Raw genomic sequence first — 22729 nt, 5'->3', positions numbered from 1 at the left:
GTCAGCTGTATTGATCCTCGCGGCGTTTGCGCAGCATCTCGCCCTGGCGCTGGATGATGTGCTTGATCAACAGGTCCCGGTCCTTCTCGCGCATGTGGCTGAAGTTCAGTCGCAGCTGATAGGCGGCCTCGGTCTGCTGCGCCGTGCTGGGGGTGCAGTCCACCACCTCGGCGATGGCCCGCACCCCGGCGTAGGAGGGCAGCAGCAACAGGCTCACCTCCAGCATCTCGCCCGCCTGCAGGGGTTGGTCCACGCCGATGGCGATGCCGCTGGCGCTGAGATTGCAGTCCCTGGGCGGGTGTTCGGTGAGGTCGCTGTCCCTGGCAGCGACCGTGCGGGCAAGCAACTCCAAACGCTGGTCAAGGGAGCTGAGGTAATTGGCGATATCCGCTGACTGGCTGCTGATCTGACGCATCAGGGGGGCGGCCTCGGTACGCAGGGCCATGATCTCGCTGGCCACCGAGAAGTGGTCCAACTCATCCCGATACAGCTTATCGACCAACTCGGATAGCTCATCGGGGCCAATCCGCTTGTAGCTGATCTGCAGCCTGTCTTCGATGCGAAAGAAGGTGCGGCGATTTTCGTCGGTATCCATGGTGGTCCTGAATTCAGCGGTGAGTTCCCAGGGGCCACAGAGACACAGAGATCGCTGATGATTATTCTCTGTCTGCTCTGTGGTTCCGTGGCTAAATGCTTTTTTGCCCTGCCCGGCAATCAGGGTCTGGGGGTATTGCGGATCAGGCCGCGCATGCCTTGCAGTATATCCTCGCCACGGGAGATGACGATCTCCACGCGGCGATTTTCGGCCCGATCCATGGGGTTGTCGTTGGGTGCCAGGGGTACGGTATCGGCCCGTCCCTCCACCACCAGCCGACTGGCGTCTATGCTGCCGTTGCGCAGGATCTCATGCACCACGGATACGGCGCGGGAGGCGGACAGCTCCCAGTTGGAGCGAAAACGGGCGTTGGAGATAGGTATGCTGTCGGTATGTCCAGCAACCACGATGCGGCCAGGCATGGATACCAGCGCCACGCTGATGCGGTCGATGACATCCAGAAAGCCCTGATTCAGCTCCGCCTGACCCGACGGGAAGGAGGCCCGCTCTTTGATCCGAATGATGATATTCGCCTCCTTGGTCTCCACCACGATAGCGCCCTGCTCCACCTCGTTTTGCAGCAGCTTCTTGATGTACTCGGCATCCGCCTCCACCTCCGCCAGGATACGCTGGCGCGCCGCCTCCAGCTGGGTCTGCAGGGGGTCCACCTGCGTCTGCTGCTGGGCAACGGCATCCTGGGTCTTCTCCTGGGTCTTGTCGCCGAGCTGTTCATCCTTGCCGTCCTGCCTGGATTCCTCCTTGGTGAACTGCTCCTCTACCTTTAGCTCCTGGCGTTCATCCTGGGTGATCTGGCGGATCTCATCGATCTGCGACGGCTCGGGAATGGTGGAGGGGGAGAACTCCTGCTTGATCACGCTGACCCCCTTGACCACCTCCGATGCCGGGATCTCACGCTGTACGCCAAAGGCATCCTTGAGGGTCTCGGCCATCTTCTTGAAGCGGATCTGATCCAGGGTGGCAAAGGACAGCAGCAGCACGAAAAAGCACATCAGCAGGGACATTAGATCGGCAAAGGTGGCCATCCAGGCCGGCGAGCCTTCCTCGCATTTGGGGCAGTCTTCCTCTTCCACCCGCTATTCCTCCACCGGCCGACGGCTTTCCGGCAGATAGTTCTGCAGCATCTGCTGGAGTACGCGGGGGTTCATGCCCTCCTGGATACCGGAGATGGTCTCCATGATCAGGGAGCGGTTGAGCTTTTCCAGCTCAGAGGCGCGGGCCAGTTTCTGCGCCACCGGGATGGCGAAACCGTTGGCGATGATGGCACCGTACAGGGTGGTGAGCAGGGCTACCGCCATGGCCGGGCCTATGCTGGCCGGGTCGGACATATTGGCCAGCATCTGCACCAGCCCCACCAGGGTGCCGATCATGCCCATGGCCGGGGCCATGGCCCCCATGTTCTTGAACATGTTCTGCCCGGTCTCGTGGCGTTGAATGGTGAGGGCTATGTCCCGGCTCATCATCTTCTGCACCAGGGCCGGGTCATGGCCATCGACGCAGAGGGTGATGCCCTTTTTCAGAAAGGCGTTATCGATCTCCACCCCCTCCAGGGCCAAAAGGCCATTCTTGCGTGCCAGGTCAGACAGTTCCACCGCCTTTTCGATCAGCTCATTGGGGTCGTCCACCTTGTACAGGATGGATTTGAGACCCAGGCCGAAGGAGCCGAGAAAGTCCTTCAGGGTGACCTGGGCCAGGGTCGCGCCAAAGGTGCCGCCCACCACGATGAGGATGGAGGGCACGTTGACAAACAGCATGACATCGCCACCGCTGGCGATGGCACCAATGATGACCCCGATGGCGGCGAGTATGCCAACAACTGTGGCTATATCCATTAGACATTCTTCTAGGCTAGGTTGGTCTGGAACAGGGCATTATCCCTACTTGGGCAAATCGGGTCCAATGCTGAATCCGCGCCCCTGCTCCCTGTGATAAAAAGCATTGCTTTCTTAGCGGGTTGGCACAGGATTTCTTTAATCCGCGCCCTTGCCCTGCAAACTTTAAACCTCAAACTTTCCCGTTCACCCCAGGCCCTTTGACACCAGCTCATGCACATCGCCCGATAGCCCCGGCTGGGCCAGGATCTGCTGCAGCTGCCGCTGCATCAGGCCACGGCGGGGTTCGGGGTAGCGCCGCCAGCGGACCAGGGCGCGCACCAGGCGGGCCGCAACCTGGGGGTTGAGGCCATCCAGGGCCAGCACCTGCTCGCGGCAGAAGGCATAGCCGCTGCCATCGGCGGCATGAAAGCAGACCGGGTTGGCGTTACAAAAGGTACTGATCAGGGCGCGCACCCGGTTGGGATTGCGCAGACTGAAGGCGGGATGGCGCATCAGACGGCGTACCTGTTGCAGGGTCTCAGGCCGGGACGCGCTGGCCTGTACCCCGAACCACTTATCCATCACCAGGGCATCGCCCTGCCAGTGACGCTGGAATTGCTCCAGGGCCTCAGAGCGCTGCGGGGCGTCGGAGGCCGCCAGCAGGGCCAGGGCGGCCAGGCGCTCGGTCATGTTGTCGGCCTGCTCGAACTGGCGCAGACAGAGCGCCAGGGCCTCTGGGGTCTGGCTGGCCATGAGATAACCCAGGGTCAGGTTGCGCAGCTGGCGCCGGCCCATGGCCTGGGGTGAGAGATCGGCCCCGGCGCTGCCGCCGCAGCGCTCATACAGCGCCAACAGCGGTCCGTGCAGCTGGCTGCCGATGTGCTGGCGCAGGCGCTCGCGGGCCTGGTGTATGCCATCCACATCCACGCATTCCATCTGCTCCGCCAGATAGCCCTCGCTGGGCAGGCTCAGGGTCTCCGCCAGCAGGGCCGGGTCCGTTGCCTGGTCTGCCAGGTTGTCGGCAAGACCCTGGATGAAGGCGGCGGGGATCGCCCCCTGCCGCCCTGCTGCGGCCTCGGCGACCAGGCCCAGCAGGAGCCGCTGGGACAGGGTCTGGGCGGCATCCCAGCGGTTGAAGCCGTCGCTGTCCTGGGCCATGAGCCGGCCCAGTTGTTCATCGCTGTAGTCAAGCCGGATCTTCACCGGCGCGGAGAAGCCCCGGTTGAGGGAGATCAGCGGCGGCCGCGCTATCTGCTCGAACACAAACTCCTGGCTGGCCTCGGTCAGCTCCAGCAGGCGGCTGCCCTCGGCCAGCAGTTCCTCGCCCTCAGGCCCGAGCAGGCCCAGCACCAGGGGGATATGCAGCGGCGGCTGCCGGTCCTGACTGAGGCGCAGCCGATAACGCCGGGCCTGGGGCTCGTATGCCGCCTCTACCCGGACCTCTGGCGTGCCGGCCTGCGCATACCAGCGTTTGAACTGGCCCAGGTCACGGCCCGAGACCTCGGCCATGCAGGCGACGAAGTCGTCAATGGTCACCGCCTGACCATCGTGACGCTGAAAATACAGATCCGTGGCCTGACGAAAGCGCTCCGGCCCCAGCAGCAGGGCCTGCATGCGCACCAGCTCGGCACCCTTTTCATACACCGTCAGGGTGTAGAAGTTATTGATCTCCACATAGGACTCGGGCCGCACCGGGTGGGCCATGGGTCCGGCGTCCTCGGCGAACTGATGGGTGCGCAGCAGGCGCACATCCTCGATGCGCTTGACCCCGCGTGAGTTCATGTCGGCGGAGAACTCCTGATCACGGAATACGGTGAAGCCCTCCTTCAGCGACAGCTGGAACCAGTCGCGGCAGGTGACGCGGTTGCCGCTCCAGTTGTGGAAATACTCATGGGCAATCACCCCCTCGACCGCCTGAAAGTCGGCATCGGTGGCGCTCTCCGGGCTGGCGAGGACAAACTTGGCGTTGAAGATGTTCAGCCCCTTGTTTTCCATGGCGCCCATGTTGAAGTCGTTCACCGCGACGATGTTATACACATCCAGGTCACACTCGCGGCCATAGGTCCGCTCATCCCAGAGCATGGCCTTGATCAGGCTATCCATGGCGTGTTGACAGCGGGCTATGTTCTCCGCCTCGCTGTAGATGCGCAGACGCACGCGCCGCCCCGAGGGGGTCTGATGCGATGCCTCGATATGGCTCAAATCGCCCGCCACCAGGGCGAACAGGTAGCAGGGCTTGGGAAAGGGGTCATCCCAGACGGCATAGTGGCGGCCACCCGCCAGCTCGCCTTGCTCGATGGGATTGCCATTGCTCAACAGCACCGGATAGCGCTGGCGCTCGGCCTCGATGCGCACCCGGTAGCAGGCCATGACATCGGGCCGGTCGATAAACCAGCTGATGCGGCGAAAGCCCTCCGCCTCGCACTGGGTGCAGAACAGCCCAGAAGACAGATACAGCCCCTCCAGGGCGGTGTTGGCCGCTGGGTTGATCTCCACCCGGCTCTCCAGCCGGCAGCGCTGCGGTACCTGTTCGATGCTCAGCTGGCCGTCCTCCATGCCATACTCGCCAGGCACCAATGGCCGACCGTCCAGGCGCAGCTCCAGGGTGTTCAGGCCCTCGCCATCTAGCCGCAGCGGCCCGCCCGGCCCCTGGGGGTTGCGCCGCAGATGCAGGACGGAATGCACCTGGGTGGACTGCTCGTCCAACCGGAAGCTCAGCTCCACCCGGTCGATCAGGTAGGCCGGGGGCTGGTAGTCCTTGAGGTAATGGGTCTTTGGGCTGGCAATCTGGCTCATCTTCCGTACCCTCTGGCAAAGGCCCCGAGTATAACCGCATTGAAAGCCGATTGAATCCTGTGCCTGTGGGTAATAGGATTCGCCAATCAGTTCCCAAGGAGATAACAACAATGCCCCAAGTCATCATCTACAGCACCCAGATCTGCCCCTACTGCATCCGCGCCAAACAGCTGCTGCAACACAAGGGAGTAACCTACGCGGAGAAAATGATCGACCAGGACCGGGGTCTGATGCGCGAGATGCTGGAGCGCAGCCAGCGCCGCACCGTGCCGCAGATCTTCATCGACGACTACCATGTAGGCGGCTATGATGAGCTGGCTGAGCTGGACTCCCTGGGCAAGCTGGACCCGCTGCTCGGCATAAATGCCGATCACGATGACTGGGAAGAGCCGACCTGAGGGACAGAAGACAGAAGACAGAGGACAGAGTGCTGAGGCGCTTCGCGCCAGGTTTACCTAATCTGTCGCGTAGCGACGCAAAGTTCTGTCTTCCGTCCCCTGTCCTCCGTCTTCTGTCTGGAGAGTGTACGATGCGCCTGGATAAGTGGCTTTGGGCCGCGCGGTTTTACAAGACCCGTCAGCTGGCGGTGGAGGCCATCAATGGCGGTCATGTACACCTCAATGGGCAGCGCAGCAAACCGGGCAAGGAGGTGCAGCTGGGCAGCCGTCTGCAGATCAGCAAGGCCGGTCTGCACTGGGACATCCGCGTGGAACAACTGCCCAAACAACGCCGCCCGGCCGCCGAGGCCGCCCTTTCCTACAGCGAGGACGAGGCCAGCCAGGCCAGCCGCCAGGCCCGCCGGGAAGAGCTGCGCGCCGAGCGCCAGGCCCTGCCGGCCCAGGCCCAGGGCAAGCCGAACAAGCGCGACCGACGTCTGATCCACCGCTTCAAGCAGGTGCAGTGATGGACCAGGACGCCTTTCGCGAGACCTACCGCGAGATCAACGAATGCTTCTGCATCTACGAAAAACCCATCCTGATGAACCGCTGCCACTGCCCTCAGGCAGCGCGTTTCTGCATCGCCGAGCGCGAAGGGGTGGAGTGCCGCTCGCTATCGGCCCAGCAGCAATGCCGGGAGTTTCTTGACAGCCTGCGCGAGAACGCCCGCTTCGCCCTGAAATCGCGCAGCCCAGAGACCCCCCTGCCCCACGCCAAGGCCATGCGCCTGCTGATGGGCGGTCTGCTTGGCCTGCATCGCATCCGTTACCCCGGCGACCCCACCCCCGTGCTGATCGCCAACGTGCATGGCCTGCTCAACGACTGCATCGGCCATTTTGGCGGCATCCAGCGGCTACCCTTTGCGCGCATCATCCAACAGTTGGCCGAATACCGCGAACCCCGGCGGCGCACCCGCCGCCAGCGCGACAAGGGGCCGCCCGAGGATACCTGACCCGTCGATTTGGGATTAACCTTTGCCCCGCGCAAGGCTATACTGGCGGCCCATTCAGTCAATGTTTCTGGACTTTCAGGTTCCGGCCCGACCGGGGGATGCTCATCGGATGAAATCACTATTGGCAACCGGCCTGACCGGGCCCTTGGCCGTGCTCCTGCTGCTGTTCGGCCTGGCCGCATCGGCCTTAGCTGCCCACCAAGACCCACACCAGCAGCAGGTGAGCCTGCAACTGCCCTGGCGGCACCAGTTTCAGTTCGCCGGCTACTATGCCGCCCTGCACAAGGGCTTTTACCGCCTGCGCGGGCTGGATGTGCGCATCCTGCCCAACGTACCGGGGCGCAGCCCGGTCAACGAGGTACTCCAGGGCCGCGCCCAGTACGGCGTAGCCAACACCGAGCTGTTGCAGCGTTACCTCAAGGGCGACCCCCTGCTGGCCCTGGCCGCCATCTTTCAGCACTCCCCCTACGTCCTGCTGACCCTGGCCGACTCCGGCCTGCGCTCGCCCAAGGACCTGATCGGCAAGCGGGTGATGATGCTGGGCGATGTCGAGGACCTGGACTTTCTCGCCATGCTGCGCAACGAGGGGGTGGAGGCCGATGAGGTCCGCATCCTGCCCAGCAGCTTTGACATCGACGACCTGATCGAGGGCCGTACCGATGCCATCAATGCCTATCTCAGCAATGAGCCCTTTTACCTGCAGGAGCGTGGTCTGCAGGGCCACACCCTGGAGCCGTCCCGCTACGGCATCGACTTCTACAGCGATATCCTGTTCACCAGCCGGGAGGAAGCGCGCAGATACCCGGAACGGGTCAAGGCCTTTCGCCGTGCCAGCATCCAGGGCTGGCAATACGCCATGCGCCACAAGGAGGAGATCATTGATCTGATCCTGAGCCAGTATCAACCGGACAAAAGCCGCGCCCACCTGGAGTACGAGGCCCAGACCATGCAGCGGTTGATCCTGCCCGAGCTGGTGCCTGTGGGTCAGATCAACCCCAGTCGGCTGGAACACATGGCCAGGCTGATGACCCAGTTCGACATGGCCGAGGCCGACTTCGATCTAAGTGGCTTCATCTACGACCCCGACCCCAAGGTCACCCGCAGCCTGTTCTTCCGCGCCACCCTGGGTATTGGCCTGCTGGTCTTGCTGGTGGCCCTGGTGGCTCTGGTGCTGTGGCGTTTCAACCTGCGCCTGCAACGGGAGATTGGCCAACGCCGTGTCACCGAGCAGCGTCTCAAGGCGTCCGAAGGGCATTACCGGGATATCATCGAAAACCTGCAAGACGTGTACTACCGCACCGACCGCCAGGGCCTGATCCTGGAGATATCCCCCTCGGTGCGCCAGGTCTTCGGCCAGGATGCCGCGGACCTTTTGGGCCAGCCCATAGGCCGCCTGATCAGCAGCGAGATCTCCTTCCAGCGTTTTGTCCGCCTGCTCACCAGCGCCGGGGGCAAGCTGCACAACTTCGAGACCCAAGGCCTGAATGCCGATGCCGAGGAACGCTGGCTGTCGATCAACTGCCGAGGCGTGGAACAGGACGACCGGCTGATCGGCTATGAGGGCGCAATCCGCGACATCACCCAGCGCAAACGCGCCGAGGAGCGCCTGCGGCAGGAGCAGGACCTGGCCAAGACCATCATCAACACCGCCCAGGTCATCATCATAGTGCTCGACCCCCAGGGCTGCGTGGTCCACCTCAACCCCTACGCCGAGCAACTCACCGGCTACAGCCTGGACGAGATCAAGGGCCGCGACTGGTTCAGCACCTTCCTGCCCGAGACCGAGATACAGCGCATCAAGCGCGTGTTCCAGCTGGCGGTGACGGACATAGACGTCAGCGGCCAGGTCAACCCCCTGCTGCTGCGCGATGGCCGTAAATGCCTGGTGGAGTGGTACAACAAGACCCTCAAGGACAGCAACGGCGAGGTGGTTGGGGTGCTGGCCATAGGCCACGACATCAGCGAACGGATCCAGGCCGAGGAAAAGCTCAAACTAGCCGCCAGCGTCTTCACCTACGCCCAGGAGGGTATTTACATCACCCAACCCGATGGCATCATCGTCGATGTCAATGAGGCCTTCAGCCAGATCACCGGTTACCGCCGCGACGAGGCGGTGGGCCAGCATACCCGGCTGTTCAAATCCGGCCGCCACGACGCCGAGTTCTACGAGGACATGTGGCGTCAGCTGCTGCAACAAGGCAGCTGGGCCGGCGAGGTATGGAACCGGCGCAAGAACGGTGACCTCTACCCCCAACTGCTCACCATCAGCGCCATCAGCGACCACCGCGGCGAGGTCAGCCACTATGTCGCCCTGTTCACCGAGATCAGCGAGCAGAAGGCCTACCAGAGCCAGCTGGAGCAGATCGCCCACTACGACTCCCTGACCCAACTGCCCAACCGCGTACTCCTGGCCGACCGCTTGCAGCAGGGTATGCTCCAGATGGTCCGGCGCGAGCTGCAACTGGCGGTGGTGTTCCTCGACCTGGACGGCTTCAAGGCGATCAACGACCGCCACGGCCACGACATCGGTGATCAGCTCCTCATTCACCTGGCCGAGCGCATGCGCGCCGCCCTGCGCGAGGGCGACACCATCGGCCGCCTGGGCGGCGATGAATTCGTTGCCGTACTCATCGACATCCAGCGCAACGAGGACAGCATCCCCCTGCTGGAGCGCCTGCTACAGGCCGCCGCCGAACCCATAGCCATCGATGACCTGGTGCTGCAGGTATCCGCCAGCATCGGCGTCACCTTCTACCCCCAGGACGAGGAGGTGGACCCGGATCAACTGCTGCGCCAGGCCGATCAGGCCATGTATCAGGCCAAGGTCAGCGGCAAGAACCGCTATCACCTGTTCGACACCGAGACCGACCGCAACACCCGTGGCCTGCACGAAAAACTGGAGGCCATGCGCCAAAGCCTGGACAACCAGGAATTCCTGCTCTACTACCAGCCCAAGGTGAACATGCGCAGCGGCGAGGTGGTTGGGGCCGAGGCCCTGCTGCGCTGGGACCACCCCAAGCGTGGTCTGCTCTCGCCACTGAGCTTTCTGCCCCTGACGGAGAACCACCAGCTCGGCCTGGACCTGGGCCACTGGGTGATAGACAGCGCCCTGGAGCAGATGGAGCGCTGGGCCAAACAGGGCCTGAACCTGCCGGTGAGCGTCAATGTCAGCGGCCCGCAACTGCAACAGAACGACTTCGTCGAGCAACTGGAGCGGCAACTGCTGGCCCATCCCGGCGTACCCCGCGGCCAGCTGGAGCTGGAGGTAGTGGAGACCAGTGCCCTGGAGGACATCCATCAGGTATCGCGCATCATCCACCGCTGCAAGGCGCTGGGGGTCGGCTTCGCCCTGGATGACTTCGGCACCGGCTACTCCTCCCTCACCTACCTCAAACGCCTGCCCGCCAGCCGCATCAAGATCGACCAGACCTTTGTCCGCGACATGCTCGAAGACCCGGACGACCTGGCCATCCTGGAGGGCATCCTGGGCATGGCCAACGCCTTTGCCCTGGACCTGGTCGCCGAGGGCGTAGAGACCCGCGAGCACGGCGAGATGCTGCTGCAGCTGGACTGCGAGATCGGTCAGGGCTATGGCATAGGCCATCCCATGCCTGCGGCCCAGCTGCCCGGCTGGATCGACCAATGGCGACCCTTCCCGGAATGGACCCGGCAGCGCCCACTGCCCCTGCGCGACATGCCCCTGCTGCAGGCCGGTGCCGAGCATCGGGCCTGGCTGCGCTGGGTACGCGAATACATCCAGCAGGAACGCCGCGAGGCCCCGCCCCTGCTGGGCGAACGCTGCCGTTTCGGCCAATGGCTCAGCAGCGAGGGCGAATCGCGCTTCGCCCAGGTTCCGACCTATATCGAGGCCAGACGCCTGCACGATGAACTGCACCAGCGGGCCGCGAGCCTCTGTGCCCTGCCCCCCTCCCAGGCCCGGCCCCGTCTGACGGAACTGGAGGAATTGCTGCAAGCCTTCCTCAACCAACTGCGCGAACTCAGCCTGCTTGGCCAAGCCCAGGACTGAGATGAGGCCCCATCTGCCCCTGCTGCAAACCCCCAGCCATGGCTGTAGCTACCTGGCCGAGCGTCAGGCCATCACCCAATTCATCGAGCCTGGGGTAGCCTTGCATGATCGGCTCTACCAGGCCCTGCTGGAGCAGGGTTTTCGCCGCAGCGGCGGTTACGTCTATCGCCCCCAATGCCCGGACTGCGCCGCCTGCATTCCCCTGCGCATACCGGTGCGGCACTGGCGACCCCGGCGCAATCAGCGCCGTGCCTGGAACCGGGTCGCCGCCGAGCTGGAGATACACCCCCTGCCGGCCCGATTCGACCCCAATCAGTTCCAGCTCTACCGGCGCTATATCGAGGCCCGCCACGGCGATGGCGACATGGCCGACCCCAGCGCCGAGGACTACATGCGCTTTCTGACCAGCGACTGGTGCACCACCCGCTTCGTGGAACTGCGCTGGCATCAGCGCCTGCTGGCAGTGGCCGTTACCGACTACCTGCCGGGCGGGCTGTCCGCCGTTTACAGCTTCTATGAACCCGAGCTGGCGCACTTGAGTCCCGGCGTCATCGGCCTGCTCTGGCAGATCCAAGAGACCAGCCGCCTTGGCCTGCCCTATCTCTACCTGGGTTACTGGATCGAACAAAGCCCCAAGATGGCCTACAAGATCCAATACCGCCCCAACCAGGGCTACATCCAAGGGGAATGGCGGGATCTGCCATGACTGGGGCCGAGCTGAAGGCTGAAGGCTGAAGGCTGAGGGCTGATTACAGCCGGGATTCAGGCCTTGGCTCCAGCACCAGGCTGACGCGGCGATTGGCGGCGCGGCCTTCGCTGCTGGCGTTGTCGGCGCGGGGGCGGGTATCACCGTAGCCGATGGCGCGCAGGCGTTCGGCGTCTATCCCTTGGCCCACCAGATAGCGCACCACACTGGCGGCGCGGGCGCTGGATAGCTCCCAGTTGGAGGGGAAGGCGGTGGAGGTGATGGGGCGGCTGTCGGCGTGGCCTTCCACCGAGATGATGCCGGGGTAGCGCAACAGCAGGCTGGTCAGTTCCAGCAGCAGGTCGGCACCGCTGTCGGTCAGTTCCGCGCTGGCATCGGCAAACAGGATGTTGTCGCGGGTCTCCAGCCGCACCTGGGTGGCGTTGGTACTGAGGGTGACGCCCTTGCCCAGCCCCTTCCAGCGCAGGGCCTCGATCAGGGGGGCAAGATCGACCCCAGGCGGCTGCTGCATGGCTGGGCGTACCGCCAGCATCCTGTCGGCCTTTGCTTCGGCCGCTGTGCTGGGGCGGCTGATTTGCCCTTGCGCTGGGTCCGCTTGCCTCTCCCCTGGCTCCCTTGTCTGCGGCTCGGCCAGCTCCGCAGGGCTTTCGGTGAGCAGGGGCTCGGCCAGGGGCTGCTCGGCAAAGGGCAGGCTTTCGGTGAGCAGGGGCCAGTCGGCCTCGGCCTCGTCAGTGGCCAGAATCAGCGGGTCGCTCACCCCGCTGCTGGCTGCCTTGGGCTGTTCCAGCTGGGGTTCCGCCTGCAACGGCGCTGCGGCCTGTTGGGTCAGGGGGCTGGGTGCGGCGGGCAGGTCCAGGGGGCTGTCGGGGTTTCCGGCCCGTTGCAGCATGAGCAGCACCACCATCAGCACCAGCAGCAGGGTGAGTACATCGACGTAGCTGAGCATCCAGCTGTCGCTGCCGCTGGCTTCAGGTTGCAGGTTCATCCAGGGGTCATGGCCCAGTTCTGGGTCTTGCTCCAGGTCGGCCGGGCTGGCTTGGGACAGGGCACTCATATCAGGCGGCCTTGGTGCGCTGAATCAGGCGGCGGATGCGCGGGGCCATGTCTTGCAGGTTGGGCAGGGGGTAGTCGCGGCTGCCGTCCAGGTAGGTCTCCAGGGCCTCCTGGATATGCACCGGATGGCTGCGTTCACGCAGCATGAGTACGGCCTCCAGCTGGGCGTACATCCAGGAGATGCGTGCCCGCGATTGCTGTTCCATCTTCGCCGCCAGGGGCTTGAGCAGGAGGTTGGCCCCGATCAGGCCATATACGGTGGTGAGCATGGCAAAGCCCATGGCCACGCCGATCTCGTTGATGCCCTTGTCGCCCAGGCCAAACAGCATCTGTACCAGGCCCAGCAGGGTGCCGAGCATGCCCAGCGCCGGGGCATAGCCAACCATGGCGCGAATCACGCGGATCTCTTGCTGATCGTTCTCGCGTTCGTTGCCGATACGCCATTGCAGGGTGCGCATCATCTCCCGCTCTGGGGTGCGGTCCAGTACCAGCATGACGCCACGGCGCAGGAAGTCGTCGTTGATCTGCCGGGCCAGGCGTTCCGCCGCTCGGGCGTTGCCACGCCGCGCCCATTCTGCCACCGGCAGGAAGCTATCCAGGGTCCTGCGCCGGTAGCGGCGCTGTTCGGCGTTATCGAAGGCCTGCGGGGCCTTGAGCAGCACTCCGAGCACCTTGTCCGCCGACTGACTGGAAACCGACGCCAAAAAGGTGCCGCCAACCACGAAGACGAAGCCGGCTATGGCCCCGCCCCAGCCCCCGCCCAGACCGCTGAGCATCAACAGCAGGGCAAGCAGCACCAGGGCTGCATTGATCGTTATCAGGCTTTTACTTGTCATCACCGCTCCTCTGAACCCATGTTCTGATGGAGGGCTTAATGCAGAAATCAGGCCAGCTTGGGGCTGAACTACCTAATCATGCCCAGGCGGGGGATCTCCTGCATGGGGCAAAGGTCCATGACCACCTGCAGGCCGGCGGCGCGGGCACGTTCGGCGGCGGCCGGGTTGATCACGCCGATCTGCAGCCAGACGGCCTTGGCACCCAAGGCTATGGCCTCATCCACCACCTCGCCCGCCGCCTCGCTGTTGCGGAAGATATCCACCAGGTCGATCGACTCGGGGATAGCAGCCAGGTCGGGATAGACTTGTTCACCCAGGATCTCCAGCCCGGTCCGGCCCGGGTTGACCGGGATCACCCTATAGCCCTGGCCTTGCAGGTAGGCCATCACCCGATGGCTGTCGCGGTGAGGCTTGTGGCTGGCCCCGACCAGGGCGATGGTGCGGGTCTGGCGCAGCAGGCGGCGGATGTCTTCATCCAGGCTGGCTGGACTTGGACCGGCCTCAGTCACCGGCCAGGGCCTTTTTGTCGAGGACCTCAATATCCGCCTGCCGCTCCAGGGCGGCGACGAAGAGTTCGAAGTAGCGATTGGCGCGTGTGCGGTCAAGCCCCTGGCGCAGCGCCGGGTCTTGCTCGCCGAGGCTGCCGTCCTCCACCCGTGTCAGGGCCATGACGGCATAGTCGCCGTTGCTCAATTCCACGCCGCCGTGGCTGGCCTGACCCTCGGCCGGGCGCGGCAGGCGATAGGCCTCATTGCGCAGACGCGGCGGCAGCTTGGCGTCGAAGCGGTCGATCAGCCCCGGCGTTTCCAGGCGGGCAGTTGTTGTCTCGGCCAGTTCGGCCAGGGTCTTGCCGGAACGCAGTTGTTCCAGCGCCTGGGCACCGGCCTGGGCCGCCGCCTGGATCGCCTGTTGTTGCCGCAGGGCCTGCTCTACCTGGGGCCGTACCTGATCCAGGGGTTTGGTGCTGGCCGGTTCGTGGGCCAGCAGGCGCAGTACCAGTACCTGATCGTTGTCGATCTCCAGGGGTTCGCTATTATTGCCGCGCCCCAGCACCTCGTCACTGAAGGCGGCATTGATCACCTTGGGCGAGGCCAGCGGCCCCACCCCGCCACCGGCGCGGCTGATCCAGTCGCTGCTGTGCAGCTTCAGGCCCAGCTCTTCCTCTATGGGAACCAGGCTATCGGGTATCTCATAGGCCAGGTTGGCCAGCCGCTCGAAGTATTCATCAAACCGCGCTCGGGCCTGTTCCCGGCTATAGGCGCTCTGCACCCGGTCACGCACGGCGGCCAGATCGGCCTCGCGATTGCCGCGAATCTCGTGCAACTTGATGATGTGGTAGCCAAAACTGCTGCGCACCAGCTGGCTGATTTGGTCGGTATCCAGGGCAAAGGCGGCCTGTTCGAAGGCCGGGTCCATCACGCCCCGGCCAAAAAAGCCCAGATCGCCACCCTGGGGGGCGGAGCCGGGGTCGTCGGAATGCTGCTTGGCCAGGGCGGCAAAATCACCCCCCTTTTGCAATTGCTGGAGCAGGTCCTCGGCCTTGGCCTTGGCCGCCTGTTCCGCGCCCTCCTCCAGTGCGACGAGGATATGGGATACGCGGCGCTCCTCGGGCAGGAGGAATTCATTCCTGTGGTTGTCCAGATAGGTCTGCAGGTCGGCATCGCTGAACTGCACCTGTTTGGCCAGCTGCTCCAGGCTCAGGCTGACGTATTCCAGCTTGACCCGCTCGGGGGCCTTGAAGTCTGCCGCGTGGCCTTCGTAATAGGCCTGCACGTCGGCCTCATCCAGCGCCTGCTGGTCGATGAATTCGTCCTTGGCGAACAGCAGATAACCCAGTTCACGCCTTTGCTCGCGCAGCCTCTGGCTCTCGCGCAGTTCCCTTTGGGTGGTGAAGGCGGATTGCTCCAGGCCCTGACTGAGCTGGTCTATGACCATGCCGACGCGCAGTTGCTGGGCCAGGTATTCCGAGCTGATCCCCTGCTGGCGCAGGGCGCGCTGATAGGTGTCGTAGTCAAATCGTCCGCCCTTCTGATACAGGGGGACCGAGGCGATCTCGCGCTGGATCATCTGCTTGCTGACGTTCATGCCCTGGCGCTGGGCCAGCTGGGCGAGCAGTTCCTGCTGGATCAGGCTGTTGAGCACCTGGCCCTTGAGCAGGCGGTCGTCGATCAGGCCGGCGCGGTAGTTTTCCCCCAGCTGATCACGCAGGCGCGTACGGAAACGATGGAAGGCGTTGTCCAGTTCGCGCTCGGTGATCTCGCGGTTGTTGACCTTGACCACCTTGGGCTCGCCCCCGATCCCCAGGTACTCCTGCACGCCCCAGAGGGCGAAGGGGACGCTGATAAGAATGACGATTACCCAGGCTATCCAGCCCTGGGCCTTTTCACGAATGGCTTGCAGCATCTATCTACCTCTATCCCGATCCGGCCGGGCCAGACCCAGGCTTGCGCGATCAGAAGTGGAATTTTGGACAAAAAAAATCGGGGCTACTTAGAGAAGCCCCGATTTCAAGATGGCGGAGTGGACGGGGCTCGAACCCGCGACCCCCGGCGTGACAGGCCGGTATTCTAACCATCTGAACTACCACTCCGAATTCTTTCAGCCTAGTGGCTTGTTGCTTGGTGGGTGCTGCAGGGATCGAACCTGCGACCCTCGCCTTGTAAGGGCGATGCTCTCCCAGCTGAGCTAAGCACCCCAAGCAGTGAAGAGATCAGTTTACTGCATCCTTCAGCGCTTTGCCAGCTTTAAATGAAGGCGTGTTCGAGGCCTTGATCTGGATCTGTTCGCCGGTCTGGGGATTGCGGCCGGTACGGGCCTCCCGCCTGCGCACCATGAAAGAGCCAAAGCCGATCAGGGAGACGGTGTCGCCCTGCTTCATGGCCTGAGTAACGGCCTCGACAAGACCATCCAGGGCGCGCCCCGCAGCCGCCTTGGAAATGTCCGCGCTTTCGGCCATTGCATCGATCAGTTCAGATTTGTTCATTAACTTCCCCCATAACGGTTCATTGGTGAGTGCCGCAGGCCCTCGTTTTGATTCCTGAATAAAAACTGTGCAGTCAGTCATGCCCTGTGCTCGGGCCTGGGAACGCGCCCCCAGGGTTTGTCCCCGAGCCGTCCGACTGGAGGCGAAGATTATCACAACTTCAGGCCCGCTGGACAATAGAAAATGCGGCTTTATGGCCTGAACAGGCCTTGTACCGAGCGCCTGCACAACAGGGGTCATGCCAACAGACGACCTGCCGACGCGCAGCGGGATCAATGGCGCAGGGAGTCGATCTCTTCACTATCCCCATCGCTGGGGGTGGGCTGGCCCCTTTGCGCCAGGGTCCGCTCGGCCTCGGCCAATTGCTCCTGGGTCAGGGGCTGGGGCGATCGGGTCAGGGCGATATTGAGCACCTCGTCGATCCAGCGCACCGGGATGATCTCCAGGTTCTGCTTGACGTTTTTCGGGATCTCCACCAGGTCCTTTTCGTTTTCATGGGGGATCACCACGGTCTGGATCCCGCCCCTGGCCGCCGCCAGCAGTTTTTCCTTGAGCCCGCCGATGGGCAGCACCTCGCCGCGCAGGGTGATCTCACCGGTCATGGCCACATCGGCGCGTACCGGGATGTTGGTAAAGGCCGAAACCAGGGCTGTACACATGGTGATACCGGCACTGGGGCCATCCTTGGGCGTGGCCCCCTCGGGTACATGGATATGTATGTCCTGCTCCTGATAGAAATCGGGCAGCAGGCCGAGCATCTCCGAGCGGCTGCGCACCACGGTCATCGCCGCCTGGATCGACTCCTTCATCACATCGCCCAGTTGGCCGGTCTGATTCAGCCGCCCCTTGCCCTTGAGCAGGGCCGCCTCTATGGTCAGCAGCTCGCCGCCCACCTCGGTCCAGGCCAGGCCGGTGACCTGACCGACCTGATCGTTCTCCTCGGCGCGGCCGTAGCGGAAGCGCTTGACCCCCAGGTAGCTCTCCACGTTCTTGGAGGTGAGGGTGACCTTGTTCTTGTTGTCCTTGAGCAGTATCTCCTTGACCACCTTGCGGCAGATCTTTGCCACCTCGCGCTCCAGGCTGCGCACCCCGGCCTCGCGGGTGTAGTGGCGGATGATGTCGCGCAGTACCGACTCACGGATGATCAACTCGCCCTCCTTGAGGCCGTTGTTTTTCATCTGCTTGGGGATCAGGTAGCGTTGCGCGATGTTGACCTTCTCGTCCTCGGTGTAGCCGGACAGGCGAATTACCTCCATGCGATCGAGCAGCGCGGGGGGGATCTTGAGGGTATTGGCGGTGGCGACGAACATCACCTCGGACAGGTCGAAATCCACCTCCAGGTAATGGTCCTGGAAGGTGTGATTCTGCTCCGGATCGAGCACCTCCAGCAGGGCCGAGGCCGGATCGCCACGGAAGTCCATGGCCATCTTGTCGATTTCATCCAGCAGGAAGAAGGGGTTCTTGCTGCCCACCCGGGTCAGGTTCTGCACGATCTTGCCCGGCAGGGCACCGATGTAGGTACGCCGGTGCCCCCGGATCTCCGCCTCGTCGCGCACGCCGCCCAGGGCCATGCGCACGAACTTGCGGTTGGTGGCCCGCGCGATGGACTGTCCCAGGGAGGTCTTGCCCACCCCCGGCGGGCCCACCAGACAGAGGATGGGGCCCTTGAGCTTGCGCACCCGCTGCTGCACCGCCAGGTATTCAAGGATGCGTTCCTTGACCTTGTCCAGGCCATAGTGATCGGCCTCCAGTACCTCCTCGGCGATACCCAGGTCATTGCTGATCTTGGAGCGCTTCTTCCAGGGCACGCTGATCAGGGCATCGATGTAGTTGCGCACCACCGTGGCCTCGGCGGACATGGGCGACATCAGCTTGAGCTTGTTCAGCTCGGTCTGCGCCTTGGCCTTGGCCTCCTTCGGCATACCGGCCTTTTCGATCTTATTGCCCAGGTCTTCGATCTCGTTGGGGGCATCGTCCAGGTCGCCCAATTCCTTCTGGATCGCCTTCATCTGTTCGTTGAGATAGTACTCGCGCTGGTTTTTCTCCATCTGCTTCTTCACCCGGCCCCGGATGCGTTTTTCCATCTGCAGCAGGTCATTCTCGCCCTCCATCAGCGCCATCAGGTGCTCGAAGCGCTCGCCCACGTCCATGATCTCCAGCACCCGCTGCTTTTCGTGCAGCTTGAGCGACATGTGCGCCGCCATGGTATCGGCCAGGCGGCTGGGATCATCGATGCTCTCCAATGAGCTGAGCACCTCCGGCGGTACCTTTTTGTTCAGCTTGACGTATTGGTCGAACAGGCCGATGGCCGAGCGCATCAACACCTCGGACTCACGCTCGTCGAAGCGCAGGCTCTCCTGCAGGGGCTTCATCTCGGCGCAGAAGTAGCCGTCGATCTCCACCACCCGGTCCAGCCCCACGCGCTGACCGCCCTCCACCAGCACCTTGACCGTGCCATCGGGCAGCTTGAGCAGTTGCAGAATGTTCGCCTGGGTACCGATACGGTGCAGGTCGCCCAGGGCCGGATCATCCACCTCGGCGCTCTTCTGCGCCACCAGCAGGATCTGCTTGTGGCTGTGCATGGCATAGTCCAGGGCGCGGATGGAACGCTCGCGGCCAACGAACAGGGGGATGACCATGTGTGGATAGACCACCACGTCACGCAGGGGCAGAACGGGGAGCAGGCCGCTATCGTCCTGATTCGGGTGGGGGGAATTATGTGATTGGCCCATGACGACTCCTAGTGTGCGATGAGTCCAGGGCAAGGCCGTTCCGATGGAACGGCCCGCAGCCCTGGCATTGGCATGAAGATTGGGGCAGGCGGTCTGGGTTCAAGCCAGGTCAGTCAGAACCCGTGGCCTGCTGTTCCATGTTGGAGCTGTAGAGGATGAAGGGTGCCGAGTCACCGGATACCACGGAGCCGTCCACCACTACCTTGCTGACATTCTCCATGGCCGGCAGGTCGTACATGGTGTCCAGCAGGATGTGTTCGAGGATGGTGCGCAGGCCGCGGGCACCGGTCTTGCGTTCCATGGCCTTGCGGGCGATGGCACCCAGGGCATCCTTGCGGAACTCCAGCTCCACCCCTTCCATCTGGAACAGGCGATTGTATTGCTTGCTCAGGGCATTCTTGGGTTCCACCAGGATCTGCACCAGGGCCTCCTCGTCCAGCTCCTCCAGGGTGGCCACTACCGGCAGACGACCGATGAACTCCGGGATCAGGCCGTATTTGATCAGGTCCTCCGGTTCCACATTGGCCAGCACCTCGCCCACATTGGCCTTTTCGTCCTTGCTGCGCACCTCGGCGGAGAAGCCAATGCCGCCCTTCTCGGAGCGGTCGCGGATGACCCGGTCGAGACCGGCAAAGGCACCGCCGACGATGAACAGTATGTTGGAGGTATCCACCTGCAGGAATTCCTGCTGCGGATGCTTGCGCCCGCCCTGCGGCGGCACCGAGGCGACCGTGCCCTCGATCAGCTTGAGCAGTGCCTGCTGCACCCCCTCGCCGGAGACATCACGGGTGATGGAGACGTTCTCCCCCTTGCGCGAGATCTTGTCGATCTCGTCGATATAGACGATACCGGTCTCGGCCCGCTCCACGTCGTAGTCACACTTCTGCAGCAGCTTCTGGATGATGTTTTCCACGTCCTCGCCGACGTAGCCCGCCTCGGTGAGGGTGGTGGCATCGGCGATGGTGAAGGGCACGTTGAGTAGCCGCGCCAGGGTCTCCGCCAGCAGGGTCTTGCCTGAGCCGGTGGGGCCGATGAGCAGGATATTGCTCTTGGCGATTTCTATTTCTTCATCCGGCTGGGTCTTGGTGTGCAGGCGTTTGTAGTGGTTGTACACCGCCACCGCCAGCACCTTCTTCGCCGCCGACTGGCCGATGACGTATTGATCCAGGCGCTGTTTGATCTCATGCGGATTGGGCAGCGCGCCCTGGCTGGTATCCTCTTCGTTCTCCAACTCATCGCGGATGATGTCGTTACACAGATCGACGCATTCGTTGCAGATGAATACGGAAGGCCCAGCGATCAGTTTTTTGACCTCATGCTGGCTCTTGCCGCAGAAAGAACAGTACAGCGGCTTGGAATCTTCCTTGCCTCGCTTATCGTTTGCCATAGATCGCCTCGTGATGTCCGGGCCTGCAACCAACCCAGCCGCTGGGTTCAGGGCCGATAACAGGGGTGCCGGGTCATTGGAATGGCCGAATCATATCGCATTGAGCACGCGCCGCAAACAATGCTACCCGGCCTGTTGCAAGGAAATGACCCGCCTTTGGTATGCGCCAGGACCGGATCCAACCCGTGACACCCTGCGCGCATTTCCGAAAACCTTGGATGGAAAAGCCGGGACGCAAGCCAGTTTTCAACCCTGCGCTCTCCGCGCTGCCTTGCGTCCTTTGCGTCCCTTTATGGATGCAACCTCGCCGCTTAGGCTCAATCCTTCTCCACGCTGGCCCGCTGGCTGATGACCTGATCGATCAGGCCGTATTCCTGGGCGGTTTCGGCGCTCATGAAGTTGTCCCGGTCGGTATCCCGCTCGATCACGCTCAGTTCCTGACCGGTGTGATCGGCCAGGATGCGGTTGAGCTTGTCGCGCAGCAGGAGGATCTCGCGGGCATGGATCTCGATGTCCGTGGCCTGGCCCTGATAGCCGCCCAGGGGTTGGTGGATCATCATGCGCGAGTGCGGCAGGGCAAAACGCTTGTCCTTGGCACCACCGGCCAGCAACAGGGCACCCATGCTGGCGGCCTGACCTATGCACATGGTGGAGACATCGGGCTTGATGAACTGCATGGTGTCGTAGATGGCCATGCCGGCGGTCACCGAACCACCGGGGGAATTGATGTACAGATGTACGTCCTTGTCCGGGTTTTCCGACTCCAGAAACAGTAGCTGGGCCACCACCAGATTGGCCATGTAGTCCTCTACCGGACCAATCAGGAAGATGACCCGCTCCTTGAGCAGGCGTGAGTAGATGTCATAGGCCCGCTCGCCGCGTGAGGTCTGCTCCACCACCATGGGCACCAGGCCCAGGTTCTGTACCTGCGGCATAGCCGCCCTGCTGCCCTGATCCTGCATGGTCTTATTCCTTCTCCGGGTTCATGAAGGCATCGAAGGTCTGGGTCTCGTCCTCTACCTTGACCTGAGTCAGGACCCAATCGGTCACCATATCCTCCACCACCATGCTCTCCACATTGGCCCTCGCCTCCTTGTTGTTGCGGTAGTAGTCGATCACCTCCCGGGGGTTTTCATAGCCCTGGGTGTAATCCTCGATGGCCTGCTGGACCCGTTCCGCATCTGGCTTGAACTGGTTTTGCTGGACGATCTCGCCCACCAGCAGGCCCAGGACGACCCGACGCCTGGCCGAGTCCTTGAAGATCTCGACCGGCAGGTCCAGGGCGCTGCTCTGGCCCTGACGGGCCATGTCTTGCAGGGTCTGTTTCTTCAGCACCTCGGCATCCCGCTCCACCAGTGCCTCGGGCACCTGAATGGGGTTGGCCTCGGCCAGGGCGTTCATCACCTGATCCTTGATCATTTGCTTACGCTTTTTGTTCAGCTCGAACTCCATGCTCTTGCGGATGTCGGCGAGAAAGTCCGTCATCTCACCTGATTCAATGCCGAACTCCTTGATAAAGGTCTCGTTGATCTCTGGCAACCGCTGCTCACGCACCTCCTTGACCTCCACCTCAAAGCGGGCATCCCGGCCGGCCAGGTGCTCCACCCGATAGTCCTCGGGAAACTTCAGCTCCAGGCTGGGTTTGTCCCCTGCCGAGGCACCCAGCAGGCCTGCCTCAAAGCCCTCGATCATCCTGCCGGAGCCCAGCTCCAGGGGTACGTCCTCGGCGCTGCCGCCCTCAAAGGCCTCATCCTCGATATAACCGGTGAAGCTGATAAGCAGCTGATCCCCGTCCTGCGCCGGGCGTTCTACCGGCTCCCAGCTGGCGCGCTGTTTACGCAGCTGTTCGACCATCTTATCCACATCGGCATCGGTGATCTCCACCTGGGGCCGCTTGATGCTGACCTCGGACATATCCGCCAGGGTCACCTCGGGCATGACCTCAAACACCGCCACATAACGGGCGGCGTCCAGGTCCAGTTCATCGATGCGCGGCATGGCGACGGGCGAGACATTTTGCTGCTGTGCCGCATCAAAAAAGCTGGATTGGATCAGGTCGCCCATCACCTCCTGGCGCACCGAACGGCCAAAACGCTGGCGAATCACCCGCATGGGCACCTTGCCGGGACGAAAACCGTCCATGCGCACCGTACCGGACAGCTCCTGCAACTTCTTGTCCACCGCCTCCTGTAGCTGTTCGCTGGGCAGTTCAACCGTCATTCGCCGTTCCAGGCCTTCACCTGCTTCAATGGAAACTTGCATCAATACTCTCTCCGGCAGCCGAGCCGCTCTGTGTCTGATTTCAGGGAAAATCCTCTGTCAACCCGGCGGGACAAACAAAGGGCAAAGTGCGGGATGGTACAACAGGCGGCGGATAAGTCAATTTTCCTCGC

18 protein-coding genes and 2 tRNA genes are annotated in these 22729 nt (G+C 63.0%); 5 read left to right on the top strand and 15 right to left on the bottom strand.

Annotation, left to right across the window (positions count from 1 at the left end; translation table 11 throughout):
• Nucleotide 1: 1 nt before the first annotated feature.
• From D5125_16010 to pepN, 4 genes are all read right to left on the bottom strand, one after another.
• Nucleotides 2-595: a PilZ domain-containing protein gene (locus D5125_16010; protein QFY90838.1), complete on the bottom strand. Its 594-nt coding sequence runs from the start codon at nt 593-595 to the stop codon at nt 2-4.
• A gap of 119 nt (nt 596-714) precedes the next feature.
• On the bottom strand, nt 715-1686 hold the full coding sequence (locus D5125_16005) for an OmpA family protein (protein QFY90837.1): 972 nt from the start codon (nt 1684-1686) through the stop codon (nt 715-717).
• 3 nt (nt 1687-1689) lie between these two features.
• Nucleotides 1690-2445 (bottom strand): flagellar motor protein PomA, encoded by a 756-nt coding sequence (gene pomA, locus D5125_16000; GenBank protein ID QFY90836.1) that lies wholly within the window; start codon nt 2443-2445, stop codon nt 1690-1692.
• 186 nt (nt 2446-2631) lie between these two features.
• The gene (gene pepN, locus D5125_15995; protein ID QFY90835.1) at nt 2632-5223 is read right to left on the bottom strand and encodes an aminopeptidase N; all 2592 of its coding nucleotides are present in this window, start codon (nt 5221-5223) and stop codon (nt 2632-2634) included.
• Between the two features lie 110 nt (nt 5224-5333).
• Between pepN and grxC the strand changes: the two genes are divergently transcribed.
• From grxC to D5125_15970, 5 genes are all read left to right on the top strand, one after another.
• Nucleotides 5334-5621, top strand: a complete 288-nt coding sequence (gene grxC / locus D5125_15990; protein ID QFY90834.1) for a glutaredoxin 3 — start codon at nt 5334-5336, stop codon at nt 5619-5621.
• Between the two features lie 131 nt (nt 5622-5752).
• Nucleotides 5753-6127, top strand: a complete 375-nt coding sequence (locus tag D5125_15985) for an RNA-binding S4 domain-containing protein (protein ID QFY90833.1) — start codon at nt 5753-5755, stop codon at nt 6125-6127.
• Nucleotides 6127-6612, top strand: a complete 486-nt coding sequence (locus D5125_15980) for a hypothetical protein (GenBank protein QFY90832.1) — start codon at nt 6127-6129, stop codon at nt 6610-6612. Before D5125_15985 ends, D5125_15980 begins: the two co-directional genes overlap by 1 nt.
• Nucleotides 6613-6721: 109 nt before the next feature.
• Complete coding sequence (locus D5125_15975; GenBank protein QFY90831.2) at nt 6722-10639, top strand: EAL domain-containing protein; 3918 nt, start codon at nt 6722-6724, stop codon at nt 10637-10639.
• Between the two features lies 1 nt (nt 10640).
• Nucleotides 10641-11345, top strand: coding sequence for an arginyltransferase (locus tag D5125_15970; protein QFY90830.1), 705 nt, complete (start codon nt 10641-10643; stop codon nt 11343-11345).
• A 43-nt stretch (nt 11346-11388) separates the two neighbouring features.
• On the opposite strand, the gene D5125_15965 is transcribed toward D5125_15970, so the two are convergent.
• The 11 genes from D5125_15965 to D5125_15915 all read right to left on the bottom strand — a co-directional run bounded on the left by D5125_15965 (nt 11389) and on the right by D5125_15915 (nt 22598).
• Complete coding sequence (locus D5125_15965) at nt 11389-12249, bottom strand: OmpA family protein (protein ID QFY91203.1); 861 nt, start codon at nt 12247-12249, stop codon at nt 11389-11391.
• A gap of 151 nt (nt 12250-12400) precedes the next feature.
• The gene (locus tag D5125_15960; protein ID QFY90829.1) at nt 12401-13234 is read right to left on the bottom strand and encodes a MotA/TolQ/ExbB proton channel family protein; all 834 of its coding nucleotides are present in this window, start codon (nt 13232-13234) and stop codon (nt 12401-12403) included.
• Between the two features lie 68 nt (nt 13235-13302).
• Nucleotides 13303-13743 carry a CoA-binding protein gene (locus D5125_15955; protein ID QFY91202.2) on the bottom strand — a complete coding sequence of 147 codons (441 nt, stop codon included), beginning with the start codon at nt 13741-13743 and terminating at the stop codon, nt 13303-13305.
• Nucleotides 13736-15637, bottom strand: coding sequence for a SurA N-terminal domain-containing protein (locus D5125_15950; GenBank protein ID QFY90828.1), 1902 nt, complete (start codon nt 15635-15637; stop codon nt 13736-13738). The genes D5125_15955 and D5125_15950 overlap by 8 nt, the downstream gene beginning before the upstream one ends.
• Nucleotides 15638-15747: 110 nt before the next feature.
• Nucleotides 15748-15824 (bottom strand) — tRNA-Asp (locus tag D5125_15945).
• A 29-nt stretch (nt 15825-15853) separates the two neighbouring features.
• Nucleotides 15854-15929, bottom strand: a tRNA-Val gene (locus D5125_15940).
• Nucleotides 15930-15944: 15 nt separating this feature from the next.
• A complete protein-coding gene (locus D5125_15935; GenBank protein QFY90827.1) occupies nt 15945-16217 on the bottom strand; it encodes an HU family DNA-binding protein in 273 nt (90 codons plus the stop codon).
• Between the two features lie 272 nt (nt 16218-16489).
• Nucleotides 16490-18949 (bottom strand): endopeptidase La, encoded by a 2460-nt coding sequence (gene lon / locus D5125_15930; GenBank protein QFY90826.1) that lies wholly within the window; start codon nt 18947-18949, stop codon nt 16490-16492.
• 109 nt (nt 18950-19058) lie between these two features.
• Nucleotides 19059-20336: an ATP-dependent Clp protease ATP-binding subunit ClpX gene (gene clpX / locus D5125_15925; GenBank protein QFY90825.1), complete on the bottom strand. Its 1278-nt coding sequence runs from the start codon at nt 20334-20336 to the stop codon at nt 19059-19061.
• 317 nt (nt 20337-20653) lie between these two features.
• Entirely contained in the window at nt 20654-21271 is a 618-nt protein-coding gene (clpP, locus tag D5125_15920; GenBank protein QFY91201.1) for an ATP-dependent Clp endopeptidase proteolytic subunit ClpP, read from the bottom strand.
• A gap of 31 nt (nt 21272-21302) precedes the next feature.
• Entirely contained in the window at nt 21303-22598 is a 1296-nt protein-coding gene (locus tag D5125_15915) for a trigger factor (protein QFY90824.1), read from the bottom strand.
• Between the last annotated feature and the right edge of the window lie 131 nt (nt 22599-22729).

Source organism: gamma proteobacterium SS-5, assembly GCA_009497875.2.
Lineage (GTDB): Bacteria > Pseudomonadota > Gammaproteobacteria > Chromatiales > Chromatiaceae > Magnetovirga > Magnetovirga frankeli.
The sequence above is the reverse complement of the archived record's forward strand: the minus strand, read 5'-3'. Positions and strand labels throughout refer to the sequence as shown.

What these genes read in the sequence shown, in the direction of transcription:
- D5125_15980 (QFY90832.1), top strand. Translation starts at nt 6,127, where the DNA reads ATGGACCAGGACGCCTTTCGCGAGACCTACCGCGAGATCAACGAATGC.
- D5125_15970 (QFY90830.1), top strand. Translation starts at nt 10,641, where the DNA reads ATGAGGCCCCATCTGCCCCTGCTGCAAACCCCCAGCCATGGCTGTAGC.
- D5125_16010 (QFY90838.1), bottom strand. Translation starts at nt 595, where the DNA reads ATGGATACCGACGAAAATCGCCGCACCTTCTTTCGCATCGAAGACAGG.
- clpP (QFY91201.1), bottom strand. Translation starts at nt 21,271, where the DNA reads ATGCCGCAGGTACAGAACCTGGGCCTGGTGCCCATGGTGGTGGAGCAG.
- clpX (QFY90825.1), bottom strand. Translation starts at nt 20,336, where the DNA reads ATGGCAAACGATAAGCGAGGCAAGGAAGATTCCAAGCCGCTGTACTGT.
- pomA (QFY90836.1), bottom strand. Translation starts at nt 2,445, where the DNA reads ATGGATATAGCCACAGTTGTTGGCATACTCGCCGCCATCGGGGTCATC.
- D5125_15915 (QFY90824.1), bottom strand. Translation starts at nt 22,598, where the DNA reads ATGCAAGTTTCCATTGAAGCAGGTGAAGGCCTGGAACGGCGAATGACG.
- D5125_15985 (QFY90833.1), top strand. Translation starts at nt 5,753, where the DNA reads ATGCGCCTGGATAAGTGGCTTTGGGCCGCGCGGTTTTACAAGACCCGT.
- D5125_15965 (QFY91203.1), bottom strand. Translation starts at nt 12,249, where the DNA reads ATGGTGGTGCTGCTCATGCTGCAACGGGCCGGAAACCCCGACAGCCCC.
- grxC (QFY90834.1), top strand. Translation starts at nt 5,334, where the DNA reads ATGCCCCAAGTCATCATCTACAGCACCCAGATCTGCCCCTACTGCATC.
- lon (QFY90826.1), bottom strand. Translation starts at nt 18,949, where the DNA reads ATGGGCCAATCACATAATTCCCCCCACCCGAATCAGGACGATAGCGGC.
- pepN (QFY90835.1), bottom strand. Translation starts at nt 5,223, where the DNA reads ATGAGCCAGATTGCCAGCCCAAAGACCCATTACCTCAAGGACTACCAG.
- D5125_15975 (QFY90831.2), top strand. Translation starts at nt 6,722, where the DNA reads ATGAAATCACTATTGGCAACCGGCCTGACCGGGCCCTTGGCCGTGCTC.
- D5125_15935 (QFY90827.1), bottom strand. Translation starts at nt 16,217, where the DNA reads ATGAACAAATCTGAACTGATCGATGCAATGGCCGAAAGCGCGGACATT.
- D5125_15950 (QFY90828.1), bottom strand. Translation starts at nt 15,637, where the DNA reads ATGCTGCAAGCCATTCGTGAAAAGGCCCAGGGCTGGATAGCCTGGGTA.
- D5125_15960 (QFY90829.1), bottom strand. Translation starts at nt 13,234, where the DNA reads ATGACAAGTAAAAGCCTGATAACGATCAATGCAGCCCTGGTGCTGCTT.